Consider the following 18,393-nt stretch of genomic DNA (forward strand, 5'->3'; position numbering starts at 1 on the left):
CTCGGATCCCACTGATCCACAGCGACTTCCGCATCAGGTTGGCCAGGTGCGGGTTCGGCTCGAAGGCGATGACCTTGCCCGTACGCCCGACGCTGCGCCCCATCAGGATCGTGTAGTAGCCGTAGTTCGCGCCGACGTCGATCGCGACCATCCCGGGCTTCAGGGTCCGCAACATGGCCAACGTGATCCAGGACTCCCAGTAACCGTCGGTCATCAGATGCGGGGCGAGGACGTGGTCGCGGGTGTCGACGAACATCTTCATGTTGCCCAGCACACGACAGACCGCCAGATGGTCGCCCAGGTAGCTGCAGAAGCGCGAGCGCTTGGCGTGCAGCTCCAAGCCCGCCTTGTCCATGTCCGGGCTGACGAACGAATCGAATGCCGCCTTCTCGTCGTGCAAGGCGTCGACCTCATCCGCGACAGCGAGGGTGGCCTTGCGCACGTCGGTGACCACGCCGGCGAGCACCTCGTGGACGTGCCGATCGTACGGGCGCAGCACCCTGGAGATCGCGTACTTCACCGTGGACCGAACGCCACCCGAGCGCGGGGGGGGTCCAACGCACTTTCGCCCGCTTGGTCGCCGCGCGCAGCCGCGCCTCGGCGCGGGTCCGCGCCCGACCAACCGTGCGGCCGCTGTCGTCCGGCATGCTGGCTCCCGTGGAGTGGTGGGCGGCCTCCCCGGCGCCTCGTGAGCGTGGAAAACCTCGGTGGGTGGCTCGATCTGGACGCCCTATCGGTTGAGGGTCGGACGATACCCAATTCGGGTGACGGAAACCACAGACTCGCCAGACGGGACATCACCTCGGCCTGCCGAACCTCGCCTCCACCGCTGAGGCCGCACTCGCTATCGCATCCCCCTAGCGCCGGCGCACCCGATTGTGCAGGGTGGGTAGGCCGTCTCCGCTGAGATCGTCCAAGGCCTCGCCGCGGCCGGCGGCAGCCATCGGGAGTGCATCGCCGGTCCGGTCACCTCCGGTCCCTTGCCGGCGGTCCAGTCGACGTCGGTGGCCACGAGTCGCAGTCCCTTCACGCTGCCTTGGGAGGGCAACGTGGGGCCCTCAGGGAGGAGGTGAGGACCGGGACGAGTCGGTGTGCGGGGATGGTTCGCGGCAGGCCGAGGGCTCGTCTGATGTCTTGGTGGTGAATGGTGGCGTCGGTCAGCGCGATTCCACCCTTGAATCCCGACGGCAGACCTCTCGGGCACAACGACTGAGCGTGCCACGAGGTAGTGGTTGATCTGCCGCCCGTGGGGTCATCGCGCACCATCCCGGCCTCGCGCAGCAGCGTGGGGTGCTGGCTCACCGCCGGCCGGCTGATCGGCATGTCGTCGGCCAGTTCCGCCACACTGCAGGGACTCTGGGACTGACGCTCAATGATGGCTCGGCGGCTCGCATCCCCGAGGAGCGCCCATGCATCGAGCGCGCGCTGAGAGGACCGAGCGCGCGAATTCATTGCATTCAGGTGATGCTTCGCCGTCATCCATCGAGTGGGATCTGGAACAGGAGAAGTTGAGGCCTTGTTCGCCTCTTCCGACTCCTCGGCTTCGGCGGGCGGATGTCAGGGCCGCCCGCCGAACGGGGGTCGGCTGCGCGAGGCGTAACCGCCCCCTCGGTGCCGGCACCCGGTTTGCTGCCCAGGCTGGCGTGGTGGGGGTCGATCAGCCGGCCCTACTGGTGGGCCTATGTGTTGTCGTTCTCGTTGGGTGGCAGGTTTTGAGCGTTCTCGACGATCTCGCTCGCTTCCTCGTAGGAGATGACTCGTGCCGGGGTGGACTCACCAGTGACGCGAGCGGGCTCCGAGGGCGGGACCTCGGCCGGTGCGACGTCGACGGGATCGACCCGCTCGACCGGCGTCGTCGAGTCGCTGCTCTTGCTGGCCGCGGCAAGCCCCGCAGCCGCGGCGGCCGCAACACCCAGCCCTGCGGCGACAGCCTTACCCGACACTCCGGCTTTCCCCTGGTCGCCCCGGGAAGCGTCGGCGTCTTCAATGCGCGCCGTTCCGCCAGTGCCGCCGGCATCGACAGAGCCGCGCCACGCACCAGTTGCGTACCCCTCCGACTCCACAAAGGTCTTGAACTTCTCCAAGTCGCCCTCGGCTCGGTTCTCGACGACGTTCAACTTGTCACCGACCTTCTCCACCATGCCTTCGGGCTCGTACTCCAACGACAGATGCACCAGGGTGCGACCGCCCAGATCCTGGAACGTCACCGCACCCGCGTTCGTGGCACCCTCAGTCGCCGCCCAGGCGATCTTGCGCTCGGGAACCTGCTCCAGGATCTTCGCCTCCCAGCGGCGCCGGACGCCGGCGATCTCGGCCACCCACTCCAACCGGTCGTCACCCAGCTGTGTCACGCTGGAGATTCCACTCATGAACCGGGGGAAGTCCTCGAACTGGGTCCACTGGTTGTAGACCGTGGAAACCGGCAGGTTGACTTCAATCGACTTTTCGACCTTGGTGCTCATGGCGCCTCCTCGCGCTCGTCCTGTGCCGACGTCATACCCACTTCACCGCGACCGACACATATCTCCACTGACAGCAACGGGCGCGATCAGCGCCGTCGAAAGCAACGCAGTGAGACTGTCCCGGGTTGGGTGCGCACCCGCCGTGAGGCCGCCCGCTGGTGGTGTGTCGCATCGATCGCGCTGGCCACCGTCTTCTCCCTGGGGATCCTGCCGCAGGGGGCCCGTGCTGCTCGTCGGCGGCTCCCCTTGGTCTGGCGACGTGACCCGGGCCGTGAGCTGTTCGGCTGATCGCCGGTCTCGGCCTGCTCACCATCCTCGTCGTCGCTGCGGCGCCAGGATGCTCGCCGTTCGTACCACGAATGGTGAGCCGCGAGGACTGGCCCTGCCTCCGTCACGTCAGTTGTGTTGGTCGCAGCTGGACCACTTGTGGCTATCCGGCTTCCAGGGCGAGACCCTCGACGTGCGCGCAACTCAGGACGACGGTGGTTGGGCCCCACTGCGACGCTGAGCCGTGACCGAGGGGGGAGCGCGCAAGCCGGTCGGTCGCTGCAGGTGCTCGGCACGAGGGGTCGGCTGGCAGGCCGCGTCGCCCTAGGTGTCCTTGCCGCCCCAGGTGCCGAGTGCGACGATCGCCTCGCGGAGGGCGAACCCGCGATCGGTCAGCGCGTAGGCCCGGGTGTTGTGTCGAAGGGGGAGGCGTAGCAGCACGCCGGCGGCTTCGAGCTCGCGCAGACGGGTCGCGAGCATGTTCGTCGGCACGCCGAGGTCGCGCTGCAGATCGCCGTAGCGTTGTGGCCCGTCGAGCAGCCGTTCCACGATGAGCAGGGCCCACCGTGCTCCGACGACGTCGAGCGCAGCGGCGAGGTCGCTCACGCGCTCGGTGCGGCGTCCTCTTTCATCCAGAACGGTGAGTAGTGGTAGCCGTCCGGGTCGTCGAACTGACGCTGGTACATGAAGGGGTAGTCGTCGGTGTCACCGATCCGCCCGCCGGCGGCGCCGGCGCGGTCGACGAGGTCGTCGACCGCCTCGCGGCTCCCCAGATCGAACGAGACCGTGACCTTCGAGGGCGTCCGGCTTCCGCCGATCAGCTCCTCGACTCCCCCGACACCGGCGTACATCTCCCGGCTGCCGAGCATGACGTACTGCTCGGGCGCGATGGCGAAGCAGGAGACGTTGTGGTCGGACATCTCGGGGTTCAGCGCCCAGCCGAGGGCGGTGTAGAAGGCGGTCGCGCGTTCGACGCTCTCGACCGGGCAGGTGATGAAGAGGCTCATGCGGACACACTTGCAAAATGCAAGTGCGCCGTCAAGAGCTACGCCTGACTCGACGTGACTCCGGCGTCGACTTGAGAGCACGTCGTCGAGGGAGTCGCTCCGACAGGTCGCCAGCAGGTGGAGCGGCCAGCCGGCAGTGGACCGGTAGGAGCGGTGACACCAGCGCCCTCCGCTGGCATGATGACCCGATGGTCGGTGGGGCGGGCGAGGGTGGAGTGACGGCCCCGCACTCGATCAAGCCGCTGACGCCGGAGACCTTTCCTGCCTGGCTGGCGCTCGCCCAGAAGCACAACGGAGTGTGGGGTGGCTGTTACTGCTCGTACTTCCACGGCGACACCGAAGCCACCGTCAAGCGGGACTACGACGGCCCGACGTTCAAGAAGAGACTCGTCGACGAGGGCGTCGCACACGCGGCGCTCGTCTTCGACGGCGACCACGCGATCGCGTGGTGTGAGTACGGCAGTCCTGCCGAGCTGCCGGGGATCTACCACCGCAAGCAGTACGACGCGGGCGAGACCAGGCCGGCACCGTGGCGCATCACCTGCTTCTTCGTCGATCGCGACCACCGACGTTCAGGTGTGGCGCGGGAGGCGCTGGACGGAGCCCTGGAGCTGATCGCGCTGGCCGGCGGCGGCGAGGTGGTCTCGTTCCCCAACGAGCTCGTCCCGGGCAAGAAGACCTCGTCCTCGTTCCTCCACAACGGCACCAGAGCCATGTTCGAGAAAGCCGGCTTCACCTTCGAGCGACACCTCGGCCTGCGAAAGACCGTGATGCGCAAGACCATCCCGCCGGCCCGCGGGTGATGCCCTCCGGCAGAGGACCGCGCCGGTACCCGAGCCCGACCGCGGAACCCCTCGTGACCGATGACGACGGACCCGAGCGGCTGAACCGGCGAGCCGTACGCGTCCTGCCCGTCAGCTCCGCAGGCCGGGTTCTGCTGCTGCAGTGCGTGAAGCCCGACGCACCTGACGCGCCGTTCTGGGTCACCATCGGCGGAGGGATCGAGCACGACGAGAGCGTCGAGCAGGCCGGTGTGAGGGAGCTGTGGGAGGAGACCGGTCTCCGCGCCGAGGCCGCAGAGCTCCGCGGCCCCATCGGCGCCGAGACCGTCGAATTCACCTGGCCGCCGTTCGTGATCGAGCAGGCCCAGTCCTACTACGTGATCGACATCCCGGACAGCGACGAGCGCACCGCCGAGGACACCCCCATCAGCTTCGCCCACCTCGAGGAGGTGGAGGTCGCCACCACGCTCGGCTACCGCTGGTGGAGTCTGGACGACCTGCGTACGACCACCGAGCACGTGCTGAGCAACCAGCGCGTGATGATCGAGAAGGCACTCGCGATCCCACAGCACGGCCACCGAAGCTGATCTAGGGTCGGGACATGGCCTCCTCGGGCAGCGAGCAGAGCGTGACCGTCGACGGTCACGTGATCAAGCTGACCAATCTCGACAAGGTCCTGTATCCCAGCACCGGCACCACCAAGGCCGACGTGATCGGCTACTACGCCGAGATCGCCGCGGTCATGCTGCCGCACCTGGTCGACCGCGCGGCGACCCGGAAGCGCTGGCCGGACGGGGTGGGTGACGGCAGCCACGAGCCGACCGTGTTCTTCAACAAGGACCTGGCCAAGGGCACCCCCGACTGGGTCACCCGCTTCAAGATCGCGCACCGTGATCACGACAACTTCTACCCGGTCGTCGACGACCTGGCCACGCTGACCTGGCTCGGTCAGCTCGCGGCCCTGGAGATCCACGTGCCGCAGTGGCGCTTCGGCCGCGAGGGACAGGTCCTGCCCCCCGACCGTCTCGTGCTCGACCTCGACCCCGGGGAGGGCGTCGGGCTGGCCGAGTGCGCCGAGGTCGCGCGGTGGGCGCAGGAGATCCTGACCGACATCGGTCACGCTCCGGTGCCGGTGACCAGCGGCAGCAAGGGCATCCACCTGTACGCCCCGCTGGACGGCAGCCTCGACTCCGACCAGGCCACCGAGGTGGCCCGCGAGCTCGCCCGCGCCCTGGAGGCCGATCACCCCGACCTGGTCACCGCCACCATGAAGCGGGCGGTGCGGGCGGGCAAGGTCTTTCTCGACTGGAGCCAGAACAACGGGGCCAAGACCACGGTGGCGCCCTACTCGCTGCGGGGCCGGCTGCGGCCCACCGTCGCCGCCCCGCGCACCTGGGCCGAGCTGGCGGCTCCCGACCTCGGCCAGCTCGAGTACGCCGAGGTCCTGCGCCGGGTCGCAGCGGAACCCGATCCGCTGGCGGCGATGGCCGGCCCGACCCCGACCCCGACCCCGACCTCCGGGGCGGAGCACACCGCCACGGTGGACCGGCTGACCACCTACCGGAGCATGCGCGACCCGGCCAGGACGCCCGAGCCGGTGCCCGCCACACCCCCCGCCGGCGGAGCCGGTGACACCTTCGTCATCCAGGAGCACCACGCCCGACGACTGCACTACGACTTCCGGCTGGAGCACGACGGGGTCCTGGTCAGCTGGGCGGTCCCCAAGGGACCGCCGACCGACACCGGGGACAACCGGCTCGCGGTCCAGACCGAGGACCACCCGCTGGAGTACGCCACCTTCGCCGGCTCCATCCCGAAGGGCGAGTACGGCGGCGGGGACGTCGCCATCTGGGACTCCGGCACGTACGAGCTGCACAAGTGGCGCGACGGCAAGGAGGTCATCGTCACCCTGCACGGCCAGCCGGCCGGGGGTCTCGGCGGACAGCAACGGTCGTACGCGCTGATCCACACCGGGAGCGGCAGCGGCCAGGCGGAGAAGAACTGGCTGCTGCACCTGATGACGGAGAAGCCGGCGTACGGCGGACAGGTCGTCCCGTTCCCCGACGAGGTGGCGCCGATGCTGGCGACCCCGGCCACCCCGGCCGAGATCGAGGGCAGCCAGGACGACTACGCGTACGAGATGAAGTGGGACGGGATCCGCTCGGTCGTCTACCTGGCGGGCCGTCAGGTCCGGCTGGTCAGCCGCAGCGGGCGGGACGACACCGCTGCCTACCCGGACCTGGTGGCCGCGCTGGCCGGCGTCAAGGTGCAGACAGCTGTGCTGGACGCCGAGATCGTGGTCACCGACGAGAGCGGACGTCCCACCTTCGGGCTGCTGCAGAACCGGATCAACCTCACCCGGCCGGGCGACATCGCTCGCGCGGCGGCCACCTGGCCGGCCCAGCTGATGGTGTTCGACCTGCTGGAGCACGACGGACGATCGCTGGTGGGGGAACCGTACGAGCGTCGGCGGGAGCTGCTGGACGCGCTCCTCCCCGCCCCGGTGGGCGGACGGGTGCAGGTCCCCCCGATCTTCGACGGCGACCTGGAGGCGGCCCTCGCGACGAGCCGGGCGCTGCAGCTCGAGGGCGTCGTGGCCAAGCGCCACGGCTCGGTCTACCAGCCGGGCCGGCGCGCGCACACCTGGCGCAAGATCAAGCTGCTGGCCAGCCAGGAGGTGGTGGTCGGCGGCTGGCGTCCCGGTCAGGGTCGCCGGGACGGCTCGATGGGCTCGGTGCTGGTGGGAGTGCCCGAGGCCGGCGGTCTGCGCTACGTCGGCCGGGTCGGCTCCGGGTTCAGTGGGCGTGCCCTGGGGGTGATGGACCGGCTGCTGGCCGACCTGGGCCGGTCCACCAGCCCGTTCGCCGACGTCCCGCGGGAGGACGCGCGGGACGCGCACTGGGTGGAGCCGACACTGGTCGGCGAGGTGACCTACACCGAGCTCACCGGACCGGGGCGGCTGCGGCACCCGGTGTGGAAGGGGCTGCGGGCCGACAAGACGCCCGCCGACGTCAGCTGGGAGAGCTGATCGACCCCAGCGTGAGCCCGCGGTGGGCGGCGAGCCGCTCGGCCTGCTCCTCGATCGCGTCGGTGGACACCGCTCGGGGCTGCCACCGCTCGATCTCGAGCTGCAGGGTGCGGGCCTTGGCCCGCGGCCGCCACCACCCCACGATCTCGCCGTCGGCCAGCAACGCGCCCGGCCGGCCGAGGGTCGGCCACAGCTGCTTGCGACGGGCGGGGTCCGGCACCAGCAGGTCGCGGTCCTTGCCCTGGGCCAGCAGGTCGTAGGGGCCGAGCAGCCGGACCACCGGCTGCGGCTCCTGCAGCTCACCCAGCAACCACTTCTTCCTGCCCTCGACCCGCACCTCGACCGCGTCCTCGGGCCAGTGCTCCTTGATCACCGCCGTCGTGGTGTCCAGGAACCCCGCGACCTCGGCCGGCGTGGCCGGACCGAGCAGACGGAGGTAGCCGCGGACCACCTGCAGGTGCGCCGGTGCGGCGGCGGGGTCGGAGGCGACACCGGCCGGGCGCCGGGGCCAGCCGGGGATCCGGCGCAGCACCGGCGGCGAGCTGGCCGGCTCGAGCTCCAACCCCCCGAACAGCGCGGCCAACCGGAACAGCGACTCGGGGACGTGGGTGACCCCGCACCCTTTGCACCAGGAGCCGTACGCCTCGGGCAGCTCGGCGGTGAGCCGGGTCGAGAGCTCACCCTTGACCATCGGCTCGGACACCAGGGCCCGCTGGGCCCGGGCCACCGTCGCGATCGCCGCGGGCACCCCCACCCCGATCGCGGCGACCGGATCGGCCGCGCCCACCAGCCGCCGGGTGGCGTCACTCTCGTCGAACGGGGAGACGGCGGTCATCACGTCGACCAGCTCGGTCCGTCGGTAGTAGTGCGGCGAGACCCGCAGGCTCCAGACCAGGGCGAGATCATCGGAGGTGACCAGGGCCGACGGCGACGCCAACGGCACACCGCGGTTGGCCAGCGCCCAGCTCGCTCCGTCGCGTCCGGTGTCCTGGACTCCGAGATCGAGGATCGCCGCCTCCGTCACCGCCCGCCCCATCGAGGAGGCGCGATCCAGCTGCTGAGCCGCGATCCGGTGCCCGATCACCTGCTCACGCGTGACGTCCATCTCACCATCGTGGACCACGGCTGTGACAACAGCCACCGGTCATCGGAGGTAACCTCAGCCCTCGTGAGTCCCCGGCAACCAGGAGCAGGTCGATGATCGGATCAGGGTCGGGGCGCCCGCCGTTCCCGGTCACCCTGGACAACTGGCAGTCCGCTGGTCAGCTCAACTGGACCTTCCAGCACATGGCGGAGATCTTCCCGACCGCCCTGATCTCCCGGGGCACCGCGGCCCCGGGACTGCCCCGGATCGCGTACGAGCCGGACGCGCTGCCGGTGCGCACCCACGACGGTGAGACCGCTTCGCTGCACGCCGTGATGGCGGGCACCGACACCGACGGCTGGCTGGTGATCCTTGATCACCCGACCTGGGGCCCCCAGGTCCTCGTCGAGCGCTACGCGGGGGAGATGACCCCGTCCACCCAGCACCTGATGATGTCGGTGACCAAGTCGGTCGTCGGGATCACCATCGGCGCCCTCGTCGGCCAGGGCGTGATCGACACCGAGGCCGCGGCCACCCACTACGTCCCGGCGCTCTACGACTCCGGCTACGCCGGTGCGACCGTCCGCCACCTGCTCGACATGCGCTCCGGTATCCGCTTCTCCGAGGACTACCTGGACCCGACGGCGGAGGTGCGGGTGCTGGAGCAGGCGTTCGGCTGGGCCCCGAAGCTCACTCCCGACGTGCCCGGCACCCTCCGCGACTTCCTGGTCAGCCTGGTCCAGGACGGTCCGCACGGCGGCCCGTTCGACTACCGCAGCTGCGAGTCCGACGTGCTGGGCTGGGTGGTGGAGGCGGCCACCGGTCGCCCGTTCGTCGAGGTGGTGTCCGAGCTGGTGTGGTCGCGGATCGGGGCCGAGTTCGACGCCAACATCGGCGTCGACTCCGCCGGCAGCGGCATGTTCGACGGCGGCATGTCCGCGACCCTGGGCGACCTGGCCCGGTTCGGGCTGATGATCTTGCGCCACGGGACCTCGCTCACCGGGGAGCAGGTGGTGCCGTCGTGGTGGATCGAGGACAGCTTCGCCGGCGGGCCGGACTCGGTGCAGGCGTTCGCCGACTCCCCCGGCGACAACCGGATGCCCGGCGGCTTCTACCGCAACCAGTTCTGGATCCCCGACGCCCGCCGACCCGTGCTCCTCTGCCTCGGGATCCACGGCCAGATGATCTACGTCAACGCCGGGGCCGGGGTCGTCGCGGCGAAGCTCTCCAGCTGGCCGACACCGCAGAACGCCTGGAAGCTGTTCTCCACCGTGGCGGCCTTCGACGCGATCAGCGCCGACGTCGCCGGCGCCTGAGCCGGAGCCCGCCGGCCGCACCGGAGCCGGACCGGGTAAGCCTGACAGGCATGATCACCGCCACCGCGGGCCATTGACCCCCGGCACCGCCGTTGACACCATGAGCCCTACTCTCAGCCGATGAGGAGGCGCTCCGACATGTCCGCACACCCGCTCGATCCGCTCTCGGAGGATGAGTTCCGCAGCACTGCGGTCATCCTGCGTCGGGACAAGGGTGTGTCACCGGCCTGGCGCTTCGCCTCGATCGAGCTGGCCGAGCCGGCCAAGGCCGAGGTCAAGGCGTGGTCGAGCGGTGACCCGATCACCCGCCGCTCCCTCGCGGTGCTGTGGGAGAAGGCGACCAACGACGTCTACGAGGCAGTGGTCGACCTCACCGGGGACCGGGTCGAGTCCTGGACCCACGTCCCCGGCGTGTGCCCCAACTTCACCGTCGACGAGTACCACGACATCGACCACGTGCTGCACGAGCACCCCGAGGTGCGGGCGGTTCTCGCCGGACGTGGCATCACCGACCTGTCCCTGGTCCTGTTCGACGTCTGGACCTACGGCCGGCAGGTGATGCCCGAGCAGTGGCGTGATCGTCGCCTCGGGTGGTGCGACATCTGGCTGCGGGCCACCCCCACCGGCAACCCGTACGCGCACCCGGTGTCCGGTCTCAAGATCATCGTCGACATGAACACCAACGAGGTGCTCGAGATCGAGGACCACCACGACCACGGACTGCCCGAGGTGCAGGGTGAGTACGACCCCGCCGTGACCGGGGTGCCGGCGCGCACCGACGTCAAGTCGTTGGAGATCACCCAGCCCGAGGGTGTCTCCTTCACCCTGGACGACAACGAGCTGCGCTGGCAGAACTGGACCATGCGGCTGGGCTTCAACTACCGCGAGGGCCCGGTGATCCACCAGGTCGCCTTCGACGACCCGTTCACCGGGGAGAAGCGCGACGTGGCCTACCGGATGTCGTTCGCCGAGATGGTCGTCCCGTACCGCGACTCCGGCTACGACCACTACCGGCGCACCGCCTTCGACATCGGCGAGTGGGGCCTCGGTTACATGACCACCTCGCTGGAGCTGGGCTGTGACTGCCTGGGCGAGATCGTCTACGCCGACGCCGTCGTCCCCGACTCGGCCGGCGAGCCGCAGGTGATCAAGCAGGCCCTCTGCCTGCACGAGGAGGACAACGCCGTGCTGTGGAAGCACGTCGATCCCGAGACCGGCGCTCAGGTCCGACGGATGCGCCGGATGGTCGTCTCCGCGCACGCCACCGTGGCCAACTACGAGTACCTGATCTACTGGCGTTTCTACGCCGACGGCAACATCGAGTGCGAGGTGCGGGCCACCGGGTTGATGGTGACCACCCCGATGGCGGCCGAGGGCGACTCCTCGCCCTGGGGGACCACCGTGGACACCCGGACGTACGCGCCGTACCACCAGCACTTCCTGGTGGCCAAGCTCGACCTCGACGTGGACGGCGAGGAGAACACCGTGGTGGAGGTCGACTCGGTCGCCGCCCCGATCGACGCCACCAACCCGTACGGCCTCGCCCTCACGACGCGGTCCACCACCATCACCTCGGAGAGCCAGTCGGGCCGCGACTACAAGTGGGAGACCCAGCGGGCGTGGAAGGTGCTCAACCCGACGAAGAAGAACCGGCACGGCACCAACACCGCGTACAAGATCGTTCCGGGCGCCGCCATCCCGGCCATGATCGACGAGTCCTCCCCCGTGTTCCAGCGGGCCTCGGTGATCGGACACACGCTCTGGGTGACGGCGCACGACGACAAGGAGCGCTGGCCGGCCGGCGACTACCCGACCCAGTCGGAGTCCGACCTGACCGCCGGGGCTGAGCCGCACGCCCAGGGCATCCGCCGGTGGATCGCCGACGACGCCCCGCTGGAGGGCGCAGACGTCGTGCTCTGGTACGTCTTCGGCATCCACCACGTCACCCGGGTCGAGGACTGGCCGATCATGCCCGCCGACACCATCTCCTTCTGGCTCAAGCCGTTCGGCTTCTTCGACGCGAACCCGTCGCTGGACGCCCCGGCGACGACCAGCGCCCACTGCACACCGGCAGCCAGCTGCCACCACGAGTGAGGAACGCCCCATGACCGCAGGCGACGCGTCCGACCAGCAGGTCCTGAGCAACATCATCGACGGCGAGGAGCGGCCGGCGTCCTCCGGCGACGTGCTGGAGGTGATCAACCCCTCCACCGGTGAGGTCTACGCCACGTCACCGAACTCCGGTGAGGCCGACGTCGACGACGCCTTCCAGGCCGCGGGTCGCGCGTTCGAGAAGTACCGCTGGTCCACTCCGGGTGAGCGACAGAAGTACCTGCTGAAGCTGGCCGACGTGATCGAGGACAACGCCGAGGAGCTCGCGCGGATCGAGTGCGAGAACACCGGCAAGCCCTTCGGGCTGACCATGTCGGAGGAGATCCCGCCGATGGTCGACCAGATCCGGTTCTTCGCCGGTGCCGCCCGGGTGCTGGAGGGCAAGTCCGGTGGCGAGTACATGCGGGGCTTCACCTCCTACGTGCGCCGCGAGCCGCGGGGGCCGGTCGCTCAGGTCGCGCCGTGGAACTACCCGATGATGATGGCGGTCTGGAAGTTCGCCCCGGCCCTGGCCGCCGGCAACACCGTGGTCCTCAAGCCCTCCGACACCACCCCGGCGTCGTCGGTGTGGATGGTCAAGAAGATGCAGGACATCTTCCCCGCCGGCGTGGCCAACCTGGTCTGCGGCGACCGCGACACCGGGGCCGCGCTGACCCGGCACAAGATCCCGCAGATGGTCTCCATCACCGGCTCCACCCGCGCCGGCATCGCCGTGGCGACCGCCGCTGCGGCCGACCTGAAGGTGGCTCACCTGGAGCTCGGCGGCAAGGCACCGGTGGTGGTCTTCGACGACGCCGACCTGGCCGCCGCGGTCGAGGGGATCTCGGTCGGCGGCTTCTTCAACGGTGGTCAGGACTGCACGGCGGCCACCCGGGTGCTGTGTCAGGCCGGGGTGTACGACGAGTTCGTGGCCGAGCTGGCCAAGGCCGCGCAGGGGACGCGGACCGGCTTCGACCCCGACGACGACGACCTGCTCTACGGGCCGATCAACAACGCCAACCAGCTGAGCCACGTGGCCGGGTTGGTCGAGCGGGCTCCCGACCACGCCCGGGTGGTGGCGGGCGGGCAGCGGGTCGGCGACCGGGGCTACTTCTACGCCCCCACGGTGATCGCCGACCTCGACCAGTCCGACGAGCTGATCCAGACCGAGGTCTTCGGCCCGGTGATCACGGTGCAGAGGTTCACCGACGAGGACGACGCGGTGGTCAAGGCCAACGACAGCGAGTACGCGCTGGCGTCCTCGGTCTGGTCGGCGAACGCCACCACGGCGGTGCGGATGTCGGCTCGGCTCGACTTCGGCTGCGTCTGGATCAACTGCCACATCCCGCTCCAGGCGGAGATGCCGCACGGTGGCTACAAGCACTCCGGCTACGGCAAGGACCTGTCCTCGTACAGCCTGGAGGAGTACACGCGGATCAAGCACGTCATGCAGTACCACGGCTTCGAGGGGTAGCCGCGGTTCCAGAGCTGACCGGCGGGGGTTGACAGCTCGCCCCACCTGCGAAGGGGGAAACGGGAGATGGCAGACAAGGGTCTGAAGAGCAATGCCGTCGGGCTGTTGGGCGGCACGCTGCTGGGCATCTCGTCGGTGGCACCGGCGTACGTGCTCACGGCGACAGTGGGCATCCTGGCCATGGCCGTGGGGGCGCAGACGCCGGTGGTGATCATCGCGGGCTTCCTGCCGATGTTCTTCGCGGCGTACGCCTATCGCGAGTTCAACAAGGTGATGCCCGACAGCGGCACCTCGTTCACCTGGACGAGCAAGGCGTTCGGCCCGTACGTGGGCTGGCTGGGTGGCTGGACCGCGGTGATCGCCACGATCATCGTGCTCTCCAACCTCGCCGGCGTCGCCGTCCAGTTCCTCTACCAGTTCATCGGCGCGGCGGTCGGCTCGGAGTCGATCAGCGCGCTGTGGGAGAACAAGCCGATCAACGTCCTCACCTGTCTGGCCTTCCTGGCCGTCGCCACCTGGGTCGCCTACCGCGGCATCGACGCCACCGAGAAGGTGCAGATCGTCCTGGTCTCGTTCCAGATGATCATGCTCGTCATCTTCGCGATCATGGCCTTCGCCAAGCACGAGGTGTCCGGGGTCGGCGCCGACTTCAGCTGGGCCTGGTTCTCCCCCGCCGGGATCGGGCTGTCCGCCTTCATCGTCGGTCTGTCCGGATCCATCTTCGGCTTCTGGGGCTGGGACACCGCCCTCACGGTCAACGAGGAGTCCAAGGACTCCGACCGCGGCCCCGGGCTCGCGGCCCTGCTCTGCGTGGTGTCCATCCTGATCACCTACCTGATGGTCACCGTCGCCATGCAGATGTTCGCCGGTCTCGGCGAGACAGGTCTGGGACTGCGCAACGAGGAGGTCTCCGACAACGTCTTCGGCAACCTCGCCGAGCCGATCCTGGGCATGCCGCTCGCGCTCGGTCTCTACCTCGCGGTGCTGGCGTCCTCGGCGGCGAGCCTGATCACCACGTTCCTGCCGACCACCCGGACCCTGCTGGCCATGGCCGCCTACGGCGCCATGCCGAAGCGGTTCGCCACCGTCCACCCGCGCTTCAAGTCGCCGAGCACGGCCACCATCGCCGCCGGCGCCGCCGCCGCCGTCTTCTACACGGCGATGACGATCCTCAGCGAGCGGGTGCTGACCGACACGATCCTGTCGCTCGGGATCATGATCTGCTTCTACTACGGTCTGGTCGCCTTCGGTTGCCTCTGGTTCTTCCGCCGGACCCTGTTCGACAACGCCTTCAACGTGGTGTTCAAGTTCGCGTTCCCGCTCCTCGGCGGCCTCGGTCTGTTCTTCGTGCTGATCATCACCCTGAGGGACAGCGCCAGCCCGGACTACGGCAGCGGCGCCAGCCTCTTCGGCATCGGGTTGGTGCTGGTGCTCGGTCTCGGGCTGATCCTGATCGGCATCGTGGTGATGCTGGTGATGCGGGGCCGGCAGCCGGCCTTCTTCCGGGGCGAGACGCTCAAGCACGAGCCCGCTCACGCCATGAAGCAGCACGAGCACCTGGAGTTCTGATCATGTCCCCGCACGGGGGTCGCGGACCCCAGTTCGGCCCGGACATCACCTTCCTCGGTGTCCGGCGCTGCGACCTCGACGATCCGGGGTCCTACGCCGACGCCGACGTGGTCATCCTCGGGGCCCCCTTCGACGGAGGGACCTCGTACCGGTCCGGCACCCGCTTCGGACCTCAGGCCATCCGCAGCACCGACTACCTCCCGCACGACGGCTCACGGCCCTCCCTGGCGCTGCGGGCGGACGGGTTGACCGACCTGAACGTCTACGACGCCGGCGACGTGGAGATGTACTCCGGCAACATCGAGGTGGCCCTACCGGCTCTCGAGGCCGCCGTGCAGAAGGTGGTCGAGGCCGGTGCGATCCCGGTCTCCCTCGGGGGCGACCACTCGATCGCGTTCCCCGACGCCAAGGGCTGCGCCAACGTGCTGGGGCAGGGTCGGGTGTCGATGATCCACTTCGACGCGCACGCCGACACCGGGGACATCGAGTTCGGCTCGCTCTGGGGGCACGGTCAGCCGATGCGCCGGCTGATCGAGTCCGGAGCGCTGCGCGGCGACCGGTTCCTGCAGATCGGGCTGCGCGGCTACTGGCCGCCGCCGGAGACGCTGGACTGGATGGCGGCCCAGAACATGCGCTCGTACGAGATGACCGAGATCGGGCACCGCGGGCTCACCGCGTGCCTGACCGAGGCGTTCGCGATCGCGACCGACGAGTGCGACGGTGTCTTCCTGTCCGTCGACATCGACGTGGTCGACCCCGGCGCCGCGCCGGGCACCGGGACCCCCGAGCCCGGCGGCCTGTCCTCCCGCCAGCTGCTGGACGCCGTCCGCCGGATCTGCCTGGAGCTGCCGGTGGTCGGGATGGACGTGGTCGAGGTCTCCCCGCCGTACGACCACGCCGACATCACCGCCGCCCTGGCCAACCGGGTCGTGCTGGAGGCCCTGTCGGCCATCGCCCGCAAGCGCCGCGACGAACGGGACGGCACCCACTGGGATCCCGCCCTGCCGCTGCTCAGCGAGCGGAACGCCCCGATCCCCCGGGGCGAGATCCACGGTCACCACCACCATTGACCCCCTACCCTCCGAACCCCCCGAAGCCTGTACCCCGACCAGGAAGAGACACCATGACCACCGATCCCGAGATCGAGGCCGTGACGGCCGAGGTGCCGCTCAGCAACGACGCTGCGTACGGACCCGGCGACAGCCCCCAACACCGACCGCTACGCAACATGTCCGAGGTCCGGCACTACTTCCGGACCAACGAGGTGCCGATCTACTTCGTCGGCGCCACGCCGTTCAACCTGCTCGGACTCGACCGCTGGGTGCGGAACTTCACCTACATCGCCTACTACGACGGCTGGGACGGGGCACACCCTCGGGTGTTCACCCCGAAGCGCAAGCCCTACATCGAGTTCGAGTCGGGCGAGGAGATCAACAACTGGCTGCTCTCCAACGCCGAGGTGCTGGCCTTCATCGCCAGCCGCCGGCCACCGGGTGTCCGGCCCAAGATCGTGATGGTGTTCTTCGACGCCGAGACCGAGAGCATCTGCGAGGAGCTCGGCTACGACCTCATCCTGCCCTCGGCGGAGCTGCGCGAGCACCTGGACTCCAAGCTGGTCACCACCCGGCTCGGCAACGACGTCGGCGCGCCCAGCGTGCCCAACATCCTCACCACCGTGACCGACTACGAGGACCTGGTCAGGCAGTCGACCGAAGCGGGGCTGGGCTCGGACCTGGTGGTGCAGTCCGCGTACGGCGACTCGGGCAAGACCACCTTCTTCATCGACGACGAGGCGGGTTGGAAGAAGAACGCCGAGGACATCGTCGGCCAGGAGGTCAAGGTGATGAAGCGGATCAACAACCGCCCCATCGCCGTGGAGGCGGTGCTGACCCGCAACGGCACCATCGTCGGCCCGTTCATGACCGAGCTGACCGGTCACCCCGAGCTCACCCCGTACCGGGGCGGCTGGTGCGGGAACGAGATGTTCCCCGACGTGCTGGATGACGACCTCCGGCGGCGGGCCGGGGACCTGGTCCGCCGGCTCGGTGACCGGCTCGGCCAGGAGGGCTACCGCGGCTTCTTCGAGGTCGACGTGCTGGTCGACGTGGATGACAACGAGTGCTACCTGGGCGAGCTGAACCCGCGGATCAGCGGCGCCTCGGCCATCACCAACGTGACCGCCGGCGCGTACGCCGACGTGCCGTTGTTCGCCTTCCACCTGCTCGAGTTCTCCGACGTGGACTTCGACCTCGACATCGACGAGATCAACGAGCGGTGGCGGGAGCTGGCCGCCGTCGACCTGTGGAGCCACATGATCGTCAAGGAGACGTCGCCGGTCGTCGAGCTGCTCACCGAGTCCGCACCGACCGGGCAGTACACCGTCGACCGGTCGGGCTCGCTGGTCTTCAAGCGCGCCGCGCTCGACTGGCACCAGCTGCAGAACGAGGACGAGGCGTTCTTCCTGCGGATCTACGGAGCCGGGGACTACCGCTGGAAGGGCGCCGACATGGGCGTCATCGTGGCCAAGGGCCGGATGCAGCACGCGATCGGGAACGGCCCCTACTCGTTGACCATCCGGGCCAAGCACCTGATCACCGCGATCCGCGACCGGTTCACCGGGGTCCCGCTGCGGGACGTCAAGCCACCCACGTCGACGGCCAACAGCACGGTCAAGTAGCTGCGGCTCGGTCGGCCGACTGCGTCGACCTCAGCTCGACCGGCGCCCGGAGCGGCGTGTCGCGCCGCTTCGCGGCAGGTCGAGCTGAGTTCGACGCAAGACCTCGCACCACAGGTCGTTGACGCACAGGCCTGCACCGGCGACCCTCGGGACATGACCGAGGAGATGTCCGCGTCCAGGACCGTGCCGGGTGAGGTGGCGGGGACGTTCGCGCGGGTGCTGCCGATGCCCCTGCCGACGATCTTCACCCGCTGGCACGGCCCGCTGCCGCCCATCCGGTCGACAGAGGGACCGGAGCCGTGGCAGACCGCCGGTCAACGGCGCCGGGTGAACCTGGTGGGCCCCGGCTGGATGCACGAGACCCTGCTCGTGGTGGAGCCGCCGCACCACTTCGACTACCGGCTCGACGGGGTCCACGGGCCGATGCGGGCGCTGGTGGCCGGGGTCGAAGGTCGGTGGGCCTTCGCCCCGGTGCCCGGTGGGACTCGCGTGACCTGGTCCTGGCGGGTCACCGGCCGGGCGGCGACGCGCTGGCTGCTGCCCACGTTCGCCCGGCTCTGGCAGGGGTACGCCGCGAAGGTGCTGGACGATCTCGAGCAGCGGCTGGGCGAGCACCTGTCGGACGACGAGTGACGC

At 69.5% G+C, this 18,393-nt stretch carries 16 protein-coding genes; 10 read left to right on the top strand and 6 right to left on the bottom strand.

The window, feature by feature from the left end; genetic code table 11:
• The 5 genes from ABD714_RS08205 to ABD714_RS08220 all read right to left on the bottom strand — a co-directional run.
• On the bottom strand, positions 1-520 hold a 520-nt coding region (locus ABD714_RS08205; RefSeq protein WP_425562357.1), incomplete at its 3' end, for a class I SAM-dependent methyltransferase.
• 506 nt (positions 521-1,026) lie between these two features.
• Positions 1,027-1,479, bottom strand: a complete 453-nt coding sequence (locus tag ABD714_RS23045; protein WP_425562358.1) for an ArsR/SmtB family transcription factor — start codon at positions 1,477-1,479, stop codon at positions 1,027-1,029.
• Between the two features lie 200 nt (positions 1,480-1,679).
• Positions 1,680-2,462 (bottom strand): SRPBCC family protein, encoded by a 783-nt coding sequence (locus ABD714_RS08210; RefSeq protein WP_344811827.1) that lies wholly within the window; start codon positions 2,460-2,462, stop codon positions 1,680-1,682.
• Between the two features lie 591 nt (positions 2,463-3,053).
• Positions 3,054-3,335 carry a winged helix-turn-helix transcriptional regulator gene (locus ABD714_RS08215; protein ID WP_344811828.1) on the bottom strand — a complete coding sequence of 94 codons (282 nt, stop codon included), beginning with the start codon at positions 3,333-3,335 and terminating at the stop codon, positions 3,054-3,056.
• Positions 3,332-3,736 carry a VOC family protein gene (locus tag ABD714_RS08220; RefSeq protein WP_344811829.1) on the bottom strand — a complete coding sequence of 135 codons (405 nt, stop codon included), beginning with the start codon at positions 3,734-3,736 and terminating at the stop codon, positions 3,332-3,334. The genes ABD714_RS08215 and ABD714_RS08220 overlap by 4 nt, the downstream gene beginning before the upstream one ends.
• 188 nt (positions 3,737-3,924) lie before the next feature.
• On the opposite strand from ABD714_RS08220, the gene ABD714_RS08225 reads away from it, so the two are divergent.
• Genes ABD714_RS08225 through ABD714_RS08235 form a run of 3 tightly spaced genes read left to right on the top strand, consistent with a single transcriptional unit; the run spans position 3,925 to position 7,546 of the window.
• Positions 3,925-4,539, top strand: a complete 615-nt coding sequence (locus ABD714_RS08225) for a GNAT family N-acetyltransferase (protein ID WP_344811830.1) — start codon at positions 3,925-3,927, stop codon at positions 4,537-4,539.
• Between the two features lie 53 nt (positions 4,540-4,592).
• A complete protein-coding gene (locus tag ABD714_RS08230) occupies positions 4,593-5,105 on the top strand; it encodes an NUDIX hydrolase (protein WP_344811831.1) in 513 nt (170 codons plus the stop codon).
• 14 nt (positions 5,106-5,119) lie between these two features.
• Positions 5,120-7,546: an ATP-dependent DNA ligase gene (locus ABD714_RS08235; RefSeq protein ID WP_344811832.1), complete on the top strand. Its 2,427-nt coding sequence runs from the start codon at positions 5,120-5,122 to the stop codon at positions 7,544-7,546.
• On the opposite strand, the gene ABD714_RS08240 is transcribed toward ABD714_RS08235, so the two are convergent.
• On the bottom strand, positions 7,530-8,651 hold the full coding sequence (locus ABD714_RS08240; RefSeq protein ID WP_344811833.1) for a DNA glycosylase AlkZ-like family protein: 1,122 nt from the start codon (positions 8,649-8,651) through the stop codon (positions 7,530-7,532). The two genes, ABD714_RS08235 and ABD714_RS08240, sit on opposite strands and share 17 nt — an antisense overlap.
• Positions 8,652-8,743: 92 nt before the next feature.
• On the opposite strand from ABD714_RS08240, the gene ABD714_RS08245 reads away from it, so the two are divergent.
• The 7 genes from ABD714_RS08245 (at position 8,744) to ABD714_RS08275 (ending at position 18,390) form a co-directional block, all read left to right on the top strand.
• On the top strand, positions 8,744-9,946 hold the full coding sequence (locus ABD714_RS08245; protein WP_344811834.1) for a serine hydrolase domain-containing protein: 1,203 nt from the start codon (positions 8,744-8,746) through the stop codon (positions 9,944-9,946).
• 120 nt (positions 9,947-10,066) lie between these two features.
• Complete coding sequence (locus tag ABD714_RS08250; protein ID WP_344811835.1) at positions 10,067-12,040, top strand: primary-amine oxidase; 1,974 nt, start codon at positions 10,067-10,069, stop codon at positions 12,038-12,040.
• A gap of 10 nt (positions 12,041-12,050) precedes the next feature.
• Complete coding sequence (locus ABD714_RS08255; RefSeq protein WP_344811836.1) at positions 12,051-13,511, top strand: gamma-aminobutyraldehyde dehydrogenase; 1,461 nt, start codon at positions 12,051-12,053, stop codon at positions 13,509-13,511.
• Between the two features lie 66 nt (positions 13,512-13,577).
• On the top strand, positions 13,578-15,080 hold the full coding sequence (locus tag ABD714_RS08260; protein ID WP_344811837.1) for an APC family permease: 1,503 nt from the start codon (positions 13,578-13,580) through the stop codon (positions 15,078-15,080).
• Between the two features lie 2 nt (positions 15,081-15,082).
• Entirely contained in the window at positions 15,083-16,150 is a 1,068-nt protein-coding gene (gene speB, locus ABD714_RS08265; RefSeq protein WP_344811838.1) for an agmatinase, read from the top strand.
• Between the two features lie 53 nt (positions 16,151-16,203).
• On the top strand, positions 16,204-17,757 hold the full coding sequence (locus ABD714_RS08270; RefSeq protein ID WP_344811839.1) for a biotin carboxylase: 1,554 nt from the start codon (positions 16,204-16,206) through the stop codon (positions 17,755-17,757).
• Between the two features lie 153 nt (positions 17,758-17,910).
• Positions 17,911-18,390: an SRPBCC family protein gene (locus ABD714_RS08275; RefSeq protein WP_344811840.1), complete on the top strand. Its 480-nt coding sequence runs from the start codon at positions 17,911-17,913 to the stop codon at positions 18,388-18,390.
• The last annotated feature ends 3 nt before the right edge of the window (positions 18,391-18,393 follow it).

Source organism: Microlunatus aurantiacus (genome assembly GCF_039536605.1).
Lineage (GTDB): Bacteria > Actinomycetota > Actinomycetes > Propionibacteriales > Propionibacteriaceae > Microlunatus > Microlunatus aurantiacus.

What these genes read in the sequence shown, in the direction of transcription:
- ABD714_RS23045 (WP_425562358.1), bottom strand. Translation starts at nt 1,479, where the DNA reads ATGACGGCGAAGCATCACCTGAATGCAATGAATTCGCGCGCTCGGTCC.
- ABD714_RS08210 (WP_344811827.1), bottom strand. Translation starts at nt 2,462, where the DNA reads ATGAGCACCAAGGTCGAAAAGTCGATTGAAGTCAACCTGCCGGTTTCC.
- ABD714_RS08220 (WP_344811829.1), bottom strand. Translation starts at nt 3,736, where the DNA reads ATGAGCCTCTTCATCACCTGCCCGGTCGAGAGCGTCGAACGCGCGACC.
- ABD714_RS08225 (WP_344811830.1), top strand. Translation starts at nt 3,925, where the DNA reads ATGGTCGGTGGGGCGGGCGAGGGTGGAGTGACGGCCCCGCACTCGATC.
- ABD714_RS08235 (WP_344811832.1), top strand. Translation starts at nt 5,120, where the DNA reads ATGGCCTCCTCGGGCAGCGAGCAGAGCGTGACCGTCGACGGTCACGTG.
- ABD714_RS08240 (WP_344811833.1), bottom strand. Translation starts at nt 8,651, where the DNA reads ATGGACGTCACGCGTGAGCAGGTGATCGGGCACCGGATCGCGGCTCAG.
- ABD714_RS08245 (WP_344811834.1), top strand. Translation starts at nt 8,744, where the DNA reads ATGATCGGATCAGGGTCGGGGCGCCCGCCGTTCCCGGTCACCCTGGAC.
- ABD714_RS08250 (WP_344811835.1), top strand. Translation starts at nt 10,067, where the DNA reads ATGAGGAGGCGCTCCGACATGTCCGCACACCCGCTCGATCCGCTCTCG.
- ABD714_RS08255 (WP_344811836.1), top strand. Translation starts at nt 12,051, where the DNA reads ATGACCGCAGGCGACGCGTCCGACCAGCAGGTCCTGAGCAACATCATC.
- ABD714_RS08260 (WP_344811837.1), top strand. Translation starts at nt 13,578, where the DNA reads ATGGCAGACAAGGGTCTGAAGAGCAATGCCGTCGGGCTGTTGGGCGGC.
- speB (WP_344811838.1), top strand. Translation starts at nt 15,083, where the DNA reads ATGTCCCCGCACGGGGGTCGCGGACCCCAGTTCGGCCCGGACATCACC.
- ABD714_RS08270 (WP_344811839.1), top strand. Translation starts at nt 16,204, where the DNA reads ATGACCACCGATCCCGAGATCGAGGCCGTGACGGCCGAGGTGCCGCTC.
- ABD714_RS08275 (WP_344811840.1), top strand. Translation starts at nt 17,911, where the DNA reads ATGACCGAGGAGATGTCCGCGTCCAGGACCGTGCCGGGTGAGGTGGCG.